The following is a 17184-nucleotide window of genomic DNA, read 5'->3' on the forward strand; positions in this document are numbered from 1 at the left end:
CCTCGGCGCTGCCCCCATCCCGCTCCCTGCCCTAGGCGTTCCTCCCTCGACCCCCCCCACCGCACCCGGGGGCGCGGCGCCCGGGGCCACCACGCCGGGCCCCGGCGGCGCCGCCTCCGGGGCCCCGGCCGCGACGGGCGGCGCCTGATGGCCGTGATCGCGGTGGTCGGCGGCCCGGGCGCACCGGGAGCGACCACCACCGCCCTGGCGCTGCTGCTGTCGTGGCCGCTGTCGCCCGGCCGGCGGATCCTGCTGGTCGAGGCCGACCCGGACGGCGGCGCGGTGCTCGCCGGCGCCCTGGAGGGCCGGGTCGAGGCGGTGTACGGGCTGCGCAACCTGGCCGTCGCCGACCGGCGCGGACTGCTCACGCAGACCATCTGGGAGCAGCTGATCGACCTCTCGCCCGAGGGCAACGCCGAACGGCTGCTGCTGCCCGGGCTGACCGACCCCACCCAGGCGCCCGGCCTCGCCTACACCTGGGAACCGCTCGCCGAACTGCTGCACGGCGTGGAACGGCAGGGCTACGACGTCATCGTGGACCTCGGCCGCTCCGGGGCCACCGGCCACAGCGCGGTGCTCGCCCGCCGCGCCGACGCGGTGGTGGCGACGGTGCGCACCACGCTGCGCGGGCTGAGCTCGGTCCGGCCCCGGCTCGCCGCCCTGACCGAGGACCTGGCCACCGCAGGCACCGGCGCGGACGCGCTCGGGCTGCTGCTGGTCGCCGAGGGGCCGTACACGAGGGCGGAGGTGACCCGCGAGCTCGGGCTGCCGGTGCTCGGGGTGCTGCCGCACGCCACCCGGACGGCGAAGGTGCTCTCCGACGGCGGGGACACCGGCGACCGGCGGTTCATCCGCTCGGAGCTGATGCGCACGGCGCGGTCGGCGGCGGACGAGGTGCAGCTGCTGATCCGCCGTCGGCGCCAGCGGCTCGCGCCGGGCGCGGCGCAGGACGCGGCGCCGGCCCGGCTGACGGCGGGCGGCCCGGCGGCGGCCCCGGTCGCGGCGGCGGTGCCGATGCCGCCGGTCCCGACGGCTCCGGTGCCGGCCCCGCCGATACCGACCCCGCCCGTGCCGATGGCGCCGCAGCCGTCGGTGTCCGTGCCCGTTCCCGGGGCCGGGCCCGTGCCGTCGTCCGGGCCCGTGCCGTTGTCCGGGGCGGGGCCGTTGTCCGGGACGGGGCCGGTTCCTCCGCCCGCGTCCGCGCCGGGCCCGTACGGGCAGCCGGCGTACGGGACGGGCGGCCAGTCCGACCACGGGCAGCCGGGGTACGTCCAGCCGGGGTACGCCCAGCCGGGATACGGGACGGGCGGCCACGGCCCGTCGCCGTACCCGCCGGGAGGGTACGGCACGGCGGCCCACGGCCGGTCCGTGCACGGCCGTTCCGGCTACGGGACGGCGGAGGGCGAGCAGCCCTCGTACGCCCCGCCGCAGCCCGTCCCGCCGGTGATCACCACCGGCCCGGTGGCGCCGCTGGCCGGGCTGGCGCCGCAGCCGGCCGCGCCGGCACCTTTCCCGGCGCACGTCCAGTCCGCCCCGTACGGCGAACCGGAAGACCAGTACCCGCTCCAGCAGCCTGCGGTGACGAACCGTCAGGACGACACGGGCGGGCCGTACCCGAACAACCCCGGGGAGGTGCTCCGTGCGCGGTAGCCCCCTGCACCAGCGTCCCGCCTCCGATCCGGCCGCGCTGCCCTGGGCCGCGCCGCCGCCCGGACCGGTCGTCCCGCCGCACGGGTACCGGCCGGGACCGGTCGCGCCCCAGCCCGCCCCGGCGCAGCCCGTCGCGCCCCAGCCCGTTCCGCCCGGCGCGGCCGGGCCCGCCGCCGTGCCCTCCCAGCTGCCCTCGCTGGACCTGCGCGGCTCCGCCACCCGGCCCGCCGTCGACCCGCAGGTCGCCCGGGAGCTCAAGCGCCAGGTCGCGGCCGAACTGCACCAGCAGATCACCCGGTTGACCGCCGCCTCCGGCTCCGATCCGGACCGCGCCACCCGCCGCCAGCGCGGCCGGGCGCTGATCGAGGAGGCCGTCGCCCGGTGGTCCGACGCCTATGCGCAGACCCACGGCATCCCGCCCACCCGCGAGCAGGACCGGGCCCTCGCCGAGGCCGTCTTCGACCTGCTGTTCCGGGCCGGCCGGCTCCAGCCCTACCTGGACGACCCGGAGATCGAGAACATCCTGATCAACGGCTGCGACGACGTCTGGGTCTCCAAGGTGCACCAACCCCTGCGCCAGGTACCGCCGGTGGCCGAGAACGACGCCGAACTCATCGAACTGCTCCAGGACCTGGCCCGCCAGCACGGCGGCGGCGAGCGCAGCCTCTCCACCGCCAGCCCGACCCTCGCGCTGCGCCTGGAGGGCGGCATGCGCCTCCAGGCGCTCACCGAGGTGACGCCCCGCCCGTACATCGCGATCCGGCGCCACCGGGTGGCCTCGGCGACGCTGCCCGAGATGGTCGAACTCGGTACCCTGGACGCCACCCTGGCCGCCTTCCTGGCCTCCGCGATCCGGGCCCGGAAGAACGTGATGATCACCGGTACCCAGGGCGTCGGCAAGACCAGCCTGCTGCGCGCGATGGCCGCCGAGATCCCGCCGGACGAGCGGATCGGCACCCTGGAGTCGGAGTTCGAACTCTGGCTGCACACCCTCGGCCACCTGCGCCAGGTCGTCCCGATGGAGGCCCGCGAGGGCAACGGCGAGCGCGTCGAGGGGCGCCTGGCCGGGGAGTTGACCATCGGCGACCTCATTCCGGCCGCGCTGCGCATGACGCTCTCCCGGATCATCGTCGGGGAGGTCCGCTCCGGCGAGGTCGTCCCGATGCTGCGGGTGATGACCAACGGCGAGGGCGGCTCGATGTGCACCCTGCACGCCCGCGGCCCGCACATGGTCGTCGACCGCATCGCCGAACTCTGCCTGGAGTACGGCTCGCACATGACCGACTCGCTCGCCTACCGGCTCACCGCCAACGCCCTGGACCTCATCGTGCACGTCACCATGGTCGACGAGACCGCCGTCGGCGGCCGCCGGCACCGCTTCGTCTCCCACGTCCTGGAGGTCACCGGCCTCGGGGAGAGCGGCCGGCCCGCACTGAACACCGTCTTCGGCCCCCGGCCGGACCTCGGCGAGCCGCGGGCCGTCCCGCACACCCCGCCGCAGTGCCTGGACGACCTGCGCCGGGCCGGCTTCGACGCCTCGCTGCTCGGCTCCCGGTACGGGAGCTGGGCCACCCCGCTCCAGCTGCGGATCGGCGGTGGCGCGCGGTGATGCTGCTCTTCGCCCTCTGCGGGCTGGCGGTCGCGGGCGGCCTGGTCGCCCTGGTGGCCTGGGCCCGCGGCAGCGAGCCCGGCGCCGAGGACGGGGCCGAGCGGGAGCCCAACCCGCTGGCCGGCCGGATCCACGTGTTCTGGTACGGCGCCCCCGGGACGGCCGCGCACCGGATGGTGCGGCTGCGCCGCGTCCAGCTGCCGCTCGCGCTCGCCGGCGCGCCGCTGGCCTGGCTGTTCACCGGCATCCCGCTGACCGCGCTGCTGGTGCCGCTGGCCGTCTTCGGCCTGCCCTGGCTGTTCGACACCACCCGTCCGGACACCCACCGGATCGAGCGGCTGGAGGCGCTCTCCGAGTGGACCCAGCGGATCGCCGACGTGCTGCTGCTCGGCGTCGGCCTCAACCAGGCCATCGTCACCAGCCGCCGCACCGCCCCGGCCGCCCTGGAGGACGAGATCGGGGAGCTGGCCGCCCGGCTGCAGGCCCGCTGGCGGCCCGAGGAGGCGCTGCGCGCCTTCGCCGACAGCCTCGCCGACGCCACCGCCGACAAGGTGCTCGCCGCGCTCGTGCTGCGGGCCGGGGACAGCGGCCCCGGCCTGGCCCGCACGCTCTCCGACATGGCCGACTCGGTGCGCGAGGAGGTCCGCCAGCGCCGCGCCATCGAGGCGGACCGGGCCAAGCACCGGACCACCATCCGCTGGCTGGTCGGCATCATCGTGCTGGTCGTCACCGTCGGCTCCTTCAACACCGAGTACACCCGGCCGTACGGGACCTTCCTCGGTCAGGTGGTGCTCGCCGTGGTCGCCGCCCTGTTCGTGGCGATCATCGCCTGGATGCGGGCGCTGGCCTCCCACCCGCCGGTGCCCCGGCTGCTGACGCCGGACCGGCGCAGCAGGAGCGGGCGCCGGTCCGCCGCACCGGCGGCCGCGCCGGAGCCGGCCGAGCAGCTCGGGGAGGTCCGGTGATCTCGCCCTGGTCCGTGCTGGCCGGCGCCTTCGCGGCCGGCGGCCTCGCCCTCCTGGTCGCCGAACTGCGGCCGGCGCCACCGGACCTGCGCCAGGCGCTGGACCGGCTGCACGCCACCCCCGCCGACCGCGAGCAGGACCCGGACGAGCGGCCCCGCTGGTACGACCGGATCGGCGAGCGGTCCGTCCACCTGCGCGGGGTCTCCGTACCGCGCCGTGAACTCGCCCTGATCGGCCGCACCCCGGCCCGGTTCATGGTGCACAAGCTGCTGTTCGCCGCGCTCGGCCTGCTGCTGCCCGCCTACCTGGGGGCGATGGCCGTGCTGATGGACACCGGCCTGCCGTTCGCGCTGCCGCTGGTCGCCGGGCCGCTGCTGGCCGGGCTGCTCTGGTTCGTCCCGGACGCCGTGGTGCGCGGCGAGGCCAAGGAGGCGCGCACCGAGTACCTGCACGGCATCGCCGCCTACCTGGAACTCGTCGCGATGGAGCGGGCCGCCGACTGCGGCCCCGCCGAGGCGCTGCGCCGGGCCGCCGCGGTCGGGCAGGGCACGGTGTTCCGGCGGATCCGCGACGCCCTGGAGCGCGCGGCCACCGACCGGCTCCCGCCGTGGGCCGGACTCGACGCGCTGGCCGAGGAACTGGGGCTCAGCCCGCTCCAGGACGTGGCCGACATCATGCGGCTGTCCGGCACCGACGGCGCCGCCGTCTACGACACCCTGCGGGCCCGCGCCAAGGGCCTGCGCGGGGAACTGCTCGCCGAGGACCTCGCCCGGGCGAACGCCGACAGCGAACGGATGGTCGCGCCCGGGGCCGCGCTGACCCTGCTGATGACCGTCCTGATCGTCTTCCCCGCCCTGCACCAGATGCTCAACTGACCGTGCTCCACGGCCGGGTAACGTCCCCGACCGGACCTCGCAAGCCCGACCCGCCAGTTCAGAGCAGCCGGCACCACCACACCACACCGCCACATCCCCGGGAGAACCCGATGACCGCACGACTCGCCCACCTGGCAGACCGGGTGCTGCGACCCGCCCTGCTACCGGTCCAGTTCGCACTGATGCTGTTCACCCTGCGGCTCGGCCGGCTGCGGGCCGCCCGGGCGCGCGGCGACCGCGGTGCGATCAGCATCGAACTCGCCCTCGCCATCATCGCGTTGGTCTTCGTCGCCGGTGCCGTGGCGACGGCGCTCTACCTGCTGAAGGACAAGGTCGTCAAGAAGGTCGAGCAGGACCCGAACATGCCGGGCGGCGCGGGCGCGGGCGGCGCCACCCAGTGATGCGTCCTGCTCTCCGCCGCAGGGGCGACCGGGGGTCGATGAGCGTGAGCCTCGCCATCGTCTTCCCGGTCGTCCTGCTGCTCCTGCTGCTCGTCGTCCAGGCCGCGCTGCTCTGGTACGACCGGCAGGTCGCGCTCACCGCGGCCCGCGAGGGTGTGGACGCCGGACGGGTGCAGAGCAGCGCGACGGACGGCGAGAAGAACGAGGCGGCCCAGCGGCAGGCCCGCGACTTCCTCGACCGGCAGGGCGTGCGCGGGTACGTGGTGCGGACCGACGGCAGCACGGCCCAGACCGTCCGGGTCACCGTGGAGCTGACCCCGCCGCTGCTGATACCCGGGCTCAGGGCGCCCACCGTCACCCAGTTCGCCGAGGCGCCGCGCGAGCGCTTCGTGGCGCCGGCGGTGAAGCCGTGAGGAGTGAACCGCGGGCACCCGGTGGGTGGCGGCGGCCGTCGCGGCCGCCGCGGCGGCGGTTCTGGTCGCGGCCGCGCAGGCGGGACCGCGGCGGGATCGCGATCGAGGCGGCGATCGTCGTGCCGGGGGTCGTCGGGCTGGTCCTGGTGGCCATCGCCGCCGGTCGGGTGCAGACCACGGCCGGCACCGTGGAGGCCGCCGCCCGGGCCGGGGCCCGGACCGCGTCCCTGCAGCGCAGCGTGGACGGGATGGACCAGCCGGCCAGGGAGTCCGCCCTCGCGACCCTGCGCCAGCAGGGCGTGTCCTGCCGCAACGGGGACGTGCGGGTCGGCAAGGGGGAGTTGAACCTGCCGGGCGGACCGGCCACGACCGTCACCGTCACGGTGATCTGCGACGTGGAACTGGCCGACCTGCTCGGCGGACCGTCCGGGGTACCCGTGACGAAGCACCTCGTCGGCGAGTTCACCTCGGTGGTGGACCGTTACCGGGGCACATGACGGCGCGCGGCGCCGTCGCCGGGAAGACGGGGGATTGGAGACGGCCCGTGCGGGGGAGACGCAAGCGGAGAGCGCCCGGGGGATGACACAGCGGTACCGAGTGGCGCCCGGTGGGGGCCGGTGGGGAGAACAGCGTGCGAAGTGGGGGGAGGGGACGGGAGTGGTGAGCCGTCTGCGGCGACGGCTGTCGGCGCGCCGGTCCGACCGGGGCGCGGTGGCCCTCTTCGTGGCGATCTGCGCGGCCTACGTCGTGCTCGTCATCGCCCTGGTGATCGACGCCGGCGGCCGGCTGCGGGTCGCCGAGCGGACCGACGCCTACGCCCTGGAGGCCGCGCGGGTCGGCGGCCAGCAGCTCGACCGGGCGGCCGTCCTGCAGGGCAAGGGCTTCAAGGTCCAGGAGAATTACGTCCGGGACGCCGCCGACGCCTATCTGCGCCTGTACGGCCTGCACGCGGGCGACATCGAGTTCTCCGGTGACGGCAAGGTCGTCACCGTCACCGTGCAGGCCGACTACCGCCCGGTCCTGCTGGGCGCCCTCGGGCAACGGAAGGTAACGGGCAAGGGCAGTGCGACCCTCGTCCACGGAGTCGAGAAAGCGGAGACCGACTGATGGCCGCGCCACGTGCCAAGGACCAGGCCCGTACCGCCCAGGCCCGCAACGGCCGGGCCGGGACGTCCCATCGCGCCGGCGGCGCCCGAAGTCCCGCCGCCCCGGCGCCCCGACCACCCCGCGGGCGCGGCCGTGCCGTGATCACCGCGCTCGGCGCGCTGGTCACCCTGCTCGCCCTGCTGTTGGGCGTCCCCGCACTGCTGCTGTACGGCACCCAGGCGGTCGCCGGGATGGGCGAGGTCGCCTCCGGCGGGGTGGGCGAGGCGCTCACCAGCCCGGACGACGGAAGCCTGTTCCTGTGGGCGCTGGTGGTGGTCGGCTGGCTCGCCTGGGCCTGCTTCGCGCTCTCCGTCCTGCTGGAGATCCCCGCCCAGTTGCGCGGCCGGATCGCCCGCCGCATCCCGGCCTTCGGCTGGAGCCAGCGGATCGCGGCCGGACTGGTCGGTTCGGTGCTCGCCCTGCTGCCGGTGGCCGGCTCGGCCTTCGCGGCCGTCCCCGACGCCGCCCACGGCCCGGTCGTCCAGGCGCAGTTGACGCCGGGCGTGCAGCGCGCCGCACTGCCCGCCGCGCAGGCCGCACCGGCCCCGACCCCGGCCGCCGAACAGCAGAGCACCTACACGGTGCGCGACGCCCGCCCGGCCGACAGCCTGTGGTCCATCGCCGAGCGCCAACTGGGCTCGGGCGAGCGGTGGATGGAGATCGCCAAGCTCAACGAGGGCCGGGCGATGGGCGATTCGGGCGTCCGCTTCGACGCCGAACGGCCGATCCAGCCCGGCTGGGAACTGCTGATGCCGGCGGACGCCAAGCCGGACGAGGCGAGGACACCGGCTCCGGCCCCCGCGCCGGCTCCCGCCGACCAGGCCCCGGCGCAGGGTGCCCCACAGAACGTCCCGCAGTCCGGGACGGAGTCCGGGGGGCCCGGTGGCGCCGGTGGTGCGGGCGGATCCGGTGGGCAGCGGACCGTCACCGTCCAGGCCGGGGACAGCCTGTCGGCCATCGCCCAGCGGGAGCTGGGGGACGGGGAGCAGTGGCCGAAGCTGTTCGAGGCGAACAAGGGGGCGCAGGCCCCGGACGGGGAGCAGCTGACGAACCCGGACGTGGTCGTGCCGGGGATGGTGCTCACGGTGCCGGGGGCCGGCGGTGCCGCGCCGGCGCCGGCGCCGGCGCCGGCGCCCGCGCCGGCTCCTGCCGACCAGGCCCCGGCACCCGCTCCGGCGCAGGGCGCTCCCTCGCAGGGCGCACCCTCGCAGGGCACGCCGCAGTCGGCCCCCGCGCCCGCGCCCACGCACGCACCGGCCCACGCGCCCGCCCCCGCCGCGCACGCCGACCCGGCCCCCAGCGACGACTACACCGTCGCGCTCTCGGCCTCCACCGTCGGCGTCCTGCTCGCCGCCATCATGGTCGGCGCCGTCGCCCACAAGCGCGGCGGCCAGCAGCGCGCCCGCCGCCCCCGGCACCGCATCGCGATGCCCGACGCCGAGGCCGCCGCCTTCGAGAACGAGCTGATGGCCCGGCAGGACCAGGCCGGACTGGAACTGCTGGACCGCGCCCTGCGCACCATGGCCCGCAACACCGTGCGCGGCGGCAAGCGGCTGCCCGCCATCGTCGCCGCCCGGATCACCCAGGGCCAGACCATCGAGCTGCACCTGTCCGGCCCGGCCACCCCGATCGCGCCCTTCCGCGCCGCGCACGCCGCCAACGTGTGGTGGTGCAGCGCCGACTCGGGCGACCTGCTCAGCCCCGGCCAGGCCCGGCGGACCGCCGCGCCGTACCCCGCGCTGGTCACCCTCGGCACCTCGCCGGACGGCTCGGTGGTCCTCGCCGACCTGGAGGCCGTCCGGCTGCTCCACCTGTCCGGCCACCCGGACGACGCCCGGGACGTGCTGCGCACCCTCGCCGTCGAACTGGCCCACAGCCCGCTGGCCGACCGGCTCCACCTGCACCTGGTGGACCTCGCCGAGGAACTGCCGATCAGCGGACCGGCCGCCGAACGGGTGCACCGCCACCCCACCCTGGAGGCCGCGCTCGCCGCCCTCGGCCCGCGCACCGCCAAGGCCCGCGCCACCCTGGTCGCCGCCGAGGCCACCAGCCCGCGCGAGGCCCGCAGCCGGGGCCAGGCCGACGAGTCCTGGACGCCCGAGATCGTGCTCTGCGCCCACCAGCCCGGCGGGGACGTCCCGGCCGAGCTCGGACGCCTGCTCGACGCCCGCCCGCGCACCTGCGTCGCCGTCATCACCCGCGCCCCCGAGCGCGGCACCGGCCCGGTCGCCCGCTGGACCCTGCCGACCTCCGGGCAGGCCGCGATCCCGGGCCTGCACCTCACGGTCGAGCTCCAGCGGCTCAGCGGCCACCAGTACGACCAGGTCGCCGAGCTGCTCCGGGCCGCCGACGACACCACCCAGCACCCGGCCCCGGCCTGGACCCTGGACGGGCCGGAGGACGACCCCGACACCGCCGAACTGCCGGCCGCCGTACCGGTGCTGGCCGCCGTCGGGGCCTCGGCCGGTGGTGCCTCGGCCGGCGGGGCTTCGGTCGGTGGGTTGTCGGTCGGCGGGGCCTCGGCCGGTGGTGCCTCGGCCGTCGGGGCGGAGGAGGGCGCGGACGCGGCCGCCGGTCCGCGGCTGCTCGCCCGGGTCATCGGCACCGGGGCCAGCCCGTTCGCGGGCACCGATCCGGTGACGCCCGCTCCGGGGCCCGCCGCCCTGCCGCCCGCGGCTTCGGCCGCGGTCCCGGCTCCGGCCCCAGCGCCGGTTCCGGCCGGTCCGGCGCGGTTCGTCGTCAACGGGCAGGGGAGGCAGGCGGCCACCGACGAGACCACCCGGGACCTGCGGCGCCCGGGCCTGCCGGAGGGCGAGGGGGCGGACGAGTCGGGGGACACCTCCTCGGAGTCCACGGCGACGGTCGTGCTCGCCGTCCAGCCGGTCGTCCCGAAGCCCGTCGTCCCGCAGTCCGTCGTTCCGCAGTCCGTGGTGTCGCCTCCCGTGGTGGCGGAGCCGGGGACGCCGGAGCCGACCGCGCCGGAGCGGGCCGAGGAGTCGGCGCCGTCGGCCGCGTCCGCCGCGGTGCCCGCCGTCGCCGCCGGGACCGGTCCGGCCGGGACCGCCGGGACGGTCGGGACCACCGAGACGGTCGGGACCGCGGACCCCGCCGGTACGGGGGAGTTCGAGCCCGCCGTCGAACCGGGCCCCGCCGCCGTCGCCCCGGTCGCCCGGACCACCCCCGGGCGCAGCGACAGCGACGACCTGCTCGCCATCCTCCGCTCCCCGGAGGCGCACGCCGCCCGCAACGCCCCCCGGATCCGGCTGCTCGGCCCGGTGGACGTCGCGGGGGTCCTCGGCACCGCCGTCCCCGGTGCGCTGCCCCGGCTCACCGAGCTGGCCGTCTACCTGGCGCTGCGTCCGGGGTCGGACCGCCACGCGCTCGACCACGATCTGCACCCCGGCGCGGCGCACCTCGACCCGCACCCCACCGCGGCCGACGCCAAGAGTCCGGTGGTGGCCAAACTCGGCGACCTGGCAGCCTGGTTCGGCACCTCCCCGGAGGGCCGCGCCTTCCTGCCCACCGAGGGCACCGAGGGGTACTCCTTCGCCCCGGCGGTCACCTGCGACTGGGACGAGTTCCGCGGCCTCTACCGGCGCGGCATGCGCAGCACCAGTGCCACCGCCGACGCGGCCCTCGCCCACGCCCTGGCCCTGGTCCGCGGGGCGCCGTTCGCCGAGGCCCCGCCGGCCTCGTACGGCTGGGCCGAGGCCGAGCGGCAGGACATGATCGCGGCGATCGTCGACACGGCCCACGAACTGGCCGCCCGGCGTCTGCAGTACGGCGACCACCGCAGCGCCGAGGCCGCCGTCTTCCGCGGCCTCGCCGTCGCCCCGGACGTCGAACTGCTGCACCGGGACCTCTTCTACGCCTACGCCTCGGCCGGCGCCCGCGACCAACTCCTGCGCGCCGTAAACCGGTTGGACGCGCTCAGCCGCCGGACCGGCCGGGACCTGGACGCCGACACCGTCGCCCTGCTGCGGGATCTGCTCGCGGGTTCCTGAGGTGGATCGCCGACTGCCCGGCCACTCCCACGGGGGTGGCCGGGCAGTCGTGTTGACGGGCCGACGGCGGATGTGGCGGTCGTGTGGACATTCGGTACGGATGCGGCCGGCGGATCGATCGGTGGGCCGACCGGTGGGCCGATCGGTGGATCGGCGGCCCGGAGGACCGGGGGATCGGCGGGCCGGTGGCCGGTCAGACCGCCCGCAGCCAGGCGTCCAGGGCGGTGAAGTCCGCCTCGGTGAGTCCGCGTCGGGGATCCACCCGGTGGAGCAGGGCGCGGGCGGGGGAGTGGGCGGCGACCCAGCGGCGGTCGGGCTCGGTGATCTCGTCGTCCACCCAGGCGAACGGCCGCCCGTCCGCCCATGCGACCAGCGCACGGGTCTTCCAGTGCAGGCCGTCGGGCCCGTCCGGCCAGTTCGTGATGTCCGGCCGGTCCGTCGTCGCAGGGGCGTCCAAGGTGTCCGGGGCGTCCGGGGCGTCCATGGCACCCGTGTCGTCCACCGGCCAGTCCACGACGGGGAGTCGGGGCAGGCCGAGCCAGGGCGCGAGGCACTCGTTGGCGTCCTCCAGCCAGGTGGTGGCCCACACCGGTTCGCCCGGCAGGCTCAGCAGCCGCGGCCCCAACTCCGGGTTCACGCGGGCGATCAGCGGATTCCCGCCCATCGCCGTGCCGGGCGGTACGTACGGGCTGCGGTAGGTGGGGTAGCCACCGGGGGGAGGGTCGCCGAAGGGGATCAGCGGGCCGTCCACGTCGAGGAAGAGCAAGGGGCGATCGGCATCGACCATGACGGCACCTTAGCGGGGCGGCGCGGGTGGTGTGGTGCGCCGATCGGCCACCCGGCCTGGAACGGGTGAGCCGGGATCTCGTAGGGTGGCGCGCACGGAGTGTGGTGGCAGGCACCATGCAGGCGAGGGCATCAGACGCCGCGGGAGCGGCGGGGCGGGGCGGTGACCAGGAGATGGCGGAGACGACAGCGGTTTCCGGAGGTCCCGACCCGGCCGGCGGCTCGGGGCCCTGGGACGCCGTACCGCCGCCCCCGCGCCTCCCGGCCGAGGAGCACCCGCCCGGCCCCGCAGCGCTGTACGAGCCGCCGCCGCCCCCGGCCGCCCCTGCCCCCGTTCCGGTCGCCGCTTCCGTACCGGGTGTTCCCCCGGGGGCCGTGCCTGCTTCCGGGGCGGGCACGCAGGGGGGCGTGCAGGGGGGCGTGCAGCCGGTCGGACAGGCGCCCATGCCGCCGCCCGCGCCCCCGGCCGCACCACCCGTTCCGCCCACCGGGTGGACCCTCACCGGCCTGCCCACCGCCGGGTTCGCCTCCTCGGCGACCCCGCCGCCGTTCCCGGTCCAGAGCGCGACGCCGGCCACCGTCGGTGGTGCGGGCGGGCTCGGCGCGGGCGGCATCGGTGCGGGTGGCCTCGGTGCCGCGCCGCGCGGGCGGATCCTGGTGATCGAGGGCGGGTACGGCAACTCCGGCCGCCGCACCTGGGGCCGTGGCGGACCGGCCCAGGCGCCGGTGCTCTCGGCGATGCTCGCCGCCGTCTCGCCGCAGGTGCTGCTCGCGGCGGACGCGGTGGACGCCGTCCACCTCCCCGGCGCCGGTGACCCGCACACCGTCCTCGCCCACCTGCGCGCCGCCTCCCGCCACCCGGGACCGCTGCTGGTCCACCTGGGCGGCCACATCGTCGCCGACAAGCGCGGCGGGCAGCTCCAGCTGACCCTGCGCGACGCCAAGCAGGACGGCCTCCCCTGGCAGTCCGTCGCCGCCGAGCTGAGCCACCGTCCGGCGGAGTGGCAGACCCTCGTCATCGCGGACCTGAGTGCCGACCAGAACGCCTGGCCGTACCTCCAGGGCACCGTCTCGCCGCTCAGCGAGGGCATCCCGCTGTGGGCGGTGGTCAGCCCGGACCCGGAGCAGATCGGCACCTTCACCCGCGCGCTGATCGAGGCGCTGCACGGCGGACGGCCCGGCGCGGGCGAGGTGCTCGCGCCCGAGCAGCTGCGGCAGCAGGTGTACTCGGTGCTGCGGCCGGACGTGATCGTCCTGGCCACCCACGCCCCGGACCGGCCGTTCTTCCGCAACACCGCCCGTCGCGGCGAGGGCCTGCCGGCCGACGTGCCGCCGGTGCCGGCCGCCGGCGTGGCGCTCTCCGACCTGCCGCCGCCCCTGGCGCCGCCGCTGCCGCGTCCGACGGAACCGCGGGACGCCGTCCCGGGGTGGCCGTCGCCGGTACCGGCCGCGCTGTCCGAGCCGTCGACCGCGGCCGTCGGCTCCCCGGCGACCGCGGGTGGTCCGGTCAGCCTGGTCAAGCCGGGCGTCCCGCCCACTCCGCCGCGGCCGGCCCGCCCGGTGAGCCTGCTGAAGGCGGGCGGAACGGCCGAGGCGCCGGGCGTGACCCTGCGCAAGCCCGCCCCGGCCGACGCCGTGCCCGAGGACGGCACGCCCCCGGCGGGCGTCACGCTCCTCAAGCCCCGGCCGGAGCCCGCGGACGTCGCGGTCGCCGAGCCCGAACTCCCGCAGGAGGAAGCCGTGGTGGCCTCCGAGGTCGCGACGGAGGCGGTCGAGGGGACGGCTGCGGAGACGACGGGGGAGACGACGGGGGAGACGACGGCGGAGACGGCCGGAGCGGCCGGCGGGGACGCGACCGGGGAGGCCGTCGCGGAGGAGTCCGAGGCTGCGGAGGGGCCCGGGGCCGAAGAGGCCCCCGCGGTCACGGAGCAGCCCGGGGACGCCGTCCCGGAGGCTCCCGCGGGGGCGGAGGAGGCGCCCGCCGAGGAGGCTCCAGCCGACGCCGTTCCGGCCGACGAGGCGCCGACGGCGGAGGAGCCTGCTGACGCCGTTCCGGCCGACGAGCGGCCCGCTGACGAGGCACCGGTCGACGCCGTGCCGCAGGGCGATGGACCGGCCGACGACGGCCCGGCAGATGAGGGACCGGGCGTCGATGGACCGGGCGTCGAGGGGCCGGCCGGCGAAGCTCCCGCCGACGCGCCGCCCGCCCGGGCCGACGCCCCGACCGACAGTCCGACCGACAGCCCGGCCGGCACCGCTGCCGAAGCGTCGGCCGACGAGGCCGCTGCGGCCAGGCCGCCCCGGGCGGACTACCGCGAGGTCATCGGACGGATCGTCCGCAGCGCCGACGCCGGGGACCACGCCGCCGCCACCGACCTGGCCTTCGCCCTCGAACTGGAGGCGATCGCCGAGCACGGTGCCGTCTCCGAGCCGGTGCTGCAGGTCCGGCAGGTCCGGGCGCACGTCTGCCGGCTCGCGGGCCGGTCGGCCGAGGCCGCGGAGATCTACCGCGAGGTGGCCCTGACGCTGCTCCGTTCCCAGGGGCCGGACCATCCGGAGACCCAGCGGGCGGCCACCAACGCCGAGGCCTGCTGGCGTGCGATCACGGACCGCGCGGAGGCCATCCGGATCGCCCCGGAGATCATCGAACTGCGTGCCCACCTCCCGGGCCCCGACGGCCGCAAGCTCCGTGCCGCCGAGCGCTACCTCGCCCAGCTGGCCGCTGCCGCCACTGGCTGACAGTCGGCGTCCGCCGTTCCCCGCCGAAGGCCCACCGGCGGGGAACGGCGGACGGCGGACGGACGACAGCAGACGGAAAACAGCGAACAGCTGACAGATTTCGAAATCTGTCAGCTGTTCGCTGTCATCTGTTACCAGTCATCTGTTACCGGTCACCTGCCACTCGCGACCCGGCGACCGGTCGGCTCATCGGCCGGCGATCGCGTGCACGAACTTCGCGCCGTCGATGGTGCCCAGGCCGCTGGCGAGGTCGTAGCCCTCGGCGGCGTTGTAACCGGTGACGCCGTTCCAGCCGTTGTCGCCCTGCTTGACGTCCACGATGCCGCTCCACTTGCTCGGCAGCAGGTTCATGCCGTACAGGCGCCAGTTGAGCTGGCCGAGGCGGTGGCCGGCGAGCTGGTCGGCGAGCGCGACGACGCCCGAGAACAGCGGGGTGGCCTCGCTGGTGCCGCCGGTGAGGTGCCAGCCGACCGAGGTCGGGTCGTAGGACTCGTAGGTCCAGGCGGCGCCGTCCACGGCCGCGCTCATGCTGATGTCCGGGGTGCCGCGGTGGTTGCCGGTGACGTTGGCGACGCCGGCCTGGTACCACGGGCGCTCGAAGATGCCCGAGACGCCACCGCCGCCGGCGCCGGACTTGTCGTGCCACACCTTGTCGGGCGCGGTGCGGTTGCCGGAGTCGTCCAGGGTGAGCTGGGTGCCGCCGATGGAGGTGACCAGCGGGTCCGAGGACGGCCAGGAGTTGACCTTGTACGGGTACAGGTCGCTGCCGTTCTCCTGGGCGTCGGTGGCGCCGTTGTCGCCGGAGGCGGCGAGCACGGTCACGTTGTGGTCGGCGGCGGCCTGGAAGGCGTACCGCAGATCGGTGAGCGACTTGAAGTCGCCCTTGTCGTAGCCCGGGAAGGTGTTCTCGGTGGCGCCGAAGCTCTGCGAGATGACGTCGGCGCGGCCGGCCTTGATGAGGGCCTTCTCGGCGTCCATCATCTCGGGCAGGCCGGTGGTGCCCTCGGTCTCGGCGACGCCGGTCTCGACCAGGATGATGTGGGCGTCGGGGGCGATCGCGTGGGCGTACTCGACGTCCAGGGTGGTCTCGCCGGCCCAGCCGGTGTGGTCGGGGTTCTTCGGGTCCCAGGTGGGGACGTTGCCCCACTTGACCACCTCGACGTTGGTGTCCGGGATGCCCCACTGCTTGTCGAAGACCTCCAGGTCGTGCTGGATGGTCGGCGAGCCGAAGGAGTCGACGATGACGATCGTGCGGCCCTTGCCGGTGATGCCCTCCTGGTACAGCGGGTTCAGGTTGTAGGCGGCCCGGTACTGGAGCGGCGAGTAGCAGTGGATGCCGACCTGGCTGACGCACTGGGTGGTGCTCAGCGGGGCGGGGCGGCCCTGGGCGCTGTGCTGCCCGAAGGAGGCGGGGCGGACGTGGACGCCCGTGAGGTCGTGGGCGGGGGAGGCGATCGCGGTACCGGCGGCCGGTACGGCGACGGTGCCGGCCGTGAGGGCGGTGGCCCCCACGGCGAGAAGGGCCAGGGCGCGGCGGAGGGTGGCGGGGCTGCCCATGGGGCTCCTTGGGGCGCAGGGCCTGACCTGGTTCGGTCGGGTCGGTCCGGCCATCCCATCGAGAGCCGCATGATCATGCCATAGTCAATTGGTGGGGTCGTATGATCAAGGGCATGGTCATGCTCGGCCACGCGAAAAGGTAAAGGCCGTCCCAGGGGAAAGTAACTCCCCACCTGGGACGACCCGATGACGACGCGTCAGGAGGGCGGCTAGCGCGCCCCGCCGTTGACGTACAGCGTCTGCCCGCTGACGTAGGAGGCCTCCTCGCTGGCCAGGAAGGCGACGACCGAGGCGATCTCCTCCGGCTGCCCGACCCGGCGCAGCGGCGTCCGGGCGGCGACCTCGCCCTGGTGGTCCTCGGCGCTGCTGCCGACCCGTTCGGCGGTGGCCGCGGTCATCGCGGTGGCGATGTACCCGGGCGCGACGGCGTTGACGTTGATGTTGAACGGGCCCAGCTCGATCGCCAGGGTCGCGGTGAGGCCCTGGATGCCGGCCTTGGCGGCCGCGTAGTTGGCCTGGCCCCGGTTGCCGAGGGCGGAGCGCGAGCTGAGCGAGACGATCTTCCCGTACTTCTGCGCCACCATGTACTTCTGTGCCACGTGGCTGCAGTTGTACGCGCTGGTCAGGTTGACCGTCAGCACCGCGTCCCAGTCGGCCTTGGGCATCCGGAAGAACAGGTTGTCCCGGGTGATCCCGGCGTTGTTGACCAGGATGTGCAGCCCGCCGAGGTCCGCCGCGACCTGGGCGAACACCGCCTCCACGGCGTCGTAGTCGGCCACGTCGCAGCCGTACGCCCGTGCGGTGCCGCCCTTGGCGGTGATCTCGGCGACCGTCCCGGCCGCCCGCTCGGCGGTGAGGTCGACGACGGCGACCGCCGCGCCCTCCTCCGCCAGCCGGCGGGCGGTGGCCGCCCCGATGCCCTGCGCCGCGCCGGTCACCACGGCGACCTTGTCCGCGAACCGCGTCATGTGAACTCCTCGGTGGTTGGGATCGACAGTCGACAAGTTGACGGTCGACGAGTTGACGGTCGACGAGCGGT

General features: G+C 76.1%; 13 protein-coding genes. 10 read left to right on the plus strand and 3 right to left on the minus strand.

What is annotated here, in order from left to right:
- Positions 1-147 precede the first annotated feature (147 nt).
- The 9 genes from ACFVGO_RS30645 (at position 148) to ACFVGO_RS30685 (ending at position 11063) form a co-directional block, all read left to right on the plus strand.
- Positions 148-1650, plus strand: a complete 1503-nt coding sequence (locus ACFVGO_RS30645; RefSeq protein ID WP_380635254.1) for a hypothetical protein — start codon at positions 148-150, stop codon at positions 1648-1650.
- Positions 1640-3259: an ATPase, T2SS/T4P/T4SS family gene (locus ACFVGO_RS30650; RefSeq protein WP_359913798.1), complete on the plus strand. Its 1620-nt coding sequence runs from the start codon at positions 1640-1642 to the stop codon at positions 3257-3259. Before ACFVGO_RS30645 ends, ACFVGO_RS30650 begins: the two co-directional genes overlap by 11 nt.
- On the plus strand, positions 3259-4224 hold the full coding sequence (locus ACFVGO_RS30655) for a type II secretion system F family protein (RefSeq protein WP_359913795.1): 966 nt from the start codon (positions 3259-3261) through the stop codon (positions 4222-4224). The genes ACFVGO_RS30650 and ACFVGO_RS30655 overlap by 1 nt, the downstream gene beginning before the upstream one ends.
- Positions 4221-5099 carry a hypothetical protein gene (locus tag ACFVGO_RS30660; RefSeq protein ID WP_359913793.1) on the plus strand — a complete coding sequence of 293 codons (879 nt, stop codon included), beginning with the start codon at positions 4221-4223 and terminating at the stop codon, positions 5097-5099. Before ACFVGO_RS30655 ends, ACFVGO_RS30660 begins: the two co-directional genes overlap by 4 nt.
- A 110-nt stretch (positions 5100-5209) precedes the next feature.
- Positions 5210-5500, plus strand: a complete 291-nt coding sequence (locus ACFVGO_RS30665; protein WP_359913790.1) for a hypothetical protein — start codon at positions 5210-5212, stop codon at positions 5498-5500.
- A 38-nt stretch (positions 5501-5538) separates the two neighbouring features.
- The gene (locus ACFVGO_RS30670) at positions 5539-5913 is read left to right on the plus strand and encodes a TadE/TadG family type IV pilus assembly protein (protein ID WP_359913787.1); all 375 of its coding nucleotides are present in this window, start codon (positions 5539-5541) and stop codon (positions 5911-5913) included.
- Between the two features lie 119 nt (positions 5914-6032).
- A complete protein-coding gene (locus ACFVGO_RS30675) occupies positions 6033-6410 on the plus strand; it encodes a pilus assembly protein (RefSeq protein ID WP_380635259.1) in 378 nt (125 codons plus the stop codon).
- Between the two features lie 160 nt (positions 6411-6570).
- Complete coding sequence (locus ACFVGO_RS30680) at positions 6571-7020, plus strand: hypothetical protein (protein WP_359913782.1); 450 nt, start codon at positions 6571-6573, stop codon at positions 7018-7020.
- Positions 7020-11063 (plus strand): LysM peptidoglycan-binding domain-containing protein, encoded by a 4044-nt coding sequence (locus tag ACFVGO_RS30685; RefSeq protein ID WP_380635262.1) that lies wholly within the window; start codon positions 7020-7022, stop codon positions 11061-11063. The genes ACFVGO_RS30680 and ACFVGO_RS30685 overlap by 1 nt, the downstream gene beginning before the upstream one ends.
- 193 nt (positions 11064-11256) lie before the next feature.
- On the opposite strand, the gene ACFVGO_RS30690 is transcribed toward ACFVGO_RS30685, so the two are convergent.
- A complete protein-coding gene (locus ACFVGO_RS30690; protein WP_359913776.1) occupies positions 11257-11850 on the minus strand; it encodes a hypothetical protein in 594 nt (197 codons plus the stop codon).
- Positions 11851-12257: 407 nt separating this feature from the next.
- On the opposite strand from ACFVGO_RS30690, the gene ACFVGO_RS30695 reads away from it, so the two are divergent.
- The gene (locus ACFVGO_RS30695; protein WP_380635264.1) at positions 12258-14588 is read left to right on the plus strand and encodes a hypothetical protein; all 2331 of its coding nucleotides are present in this window, start codon (positions 12258-12260) and stop codon (positions 14586-14588) included.
- Between the two features lie 186 nt (positions 14589-14774).
- Here ACFVGO_RS30695 and ACFVGO_RS30700 read toward each other — a convergent pair whose 3' ends face one another.
- Positions 14775-16145: a S53 family peptidase gene (locus ACFVGO_RS30700; RefSeq protein ID WP_359913771.1), complete on the minus strand. Its 1371-nt coding sequence runs from the start codon at positions 16143-16145 to the stop codon at positions 14775-14777.
- A gap of 209 nt (positions 16146-16354) precedes the next feature.
- A complete protein-coding gene (fabG, locus tag ACFVGO_RS30705; RefSeq protein ID WP_359913768.1) occupies positions 16355-17113 on the minus strand; it encodes a 3-oxoacyl-ACP reductase FabG in 759 nt (252 codons plus the stop codon).
- Positions 17114-17184 lie beyond the last annotated feature (71 nt).

Source organism: Kitasatospora sp. NPDC057738 (assembly GCF_042798815.1).
In the GTDB taxonomy this organism is placed as follows: Bacteria; Actinomycetota; Actinomycetes; order Streptomycetales; family Streptomycetaceae; genus Kitasatospora; species Kitasatospora lactacystinica.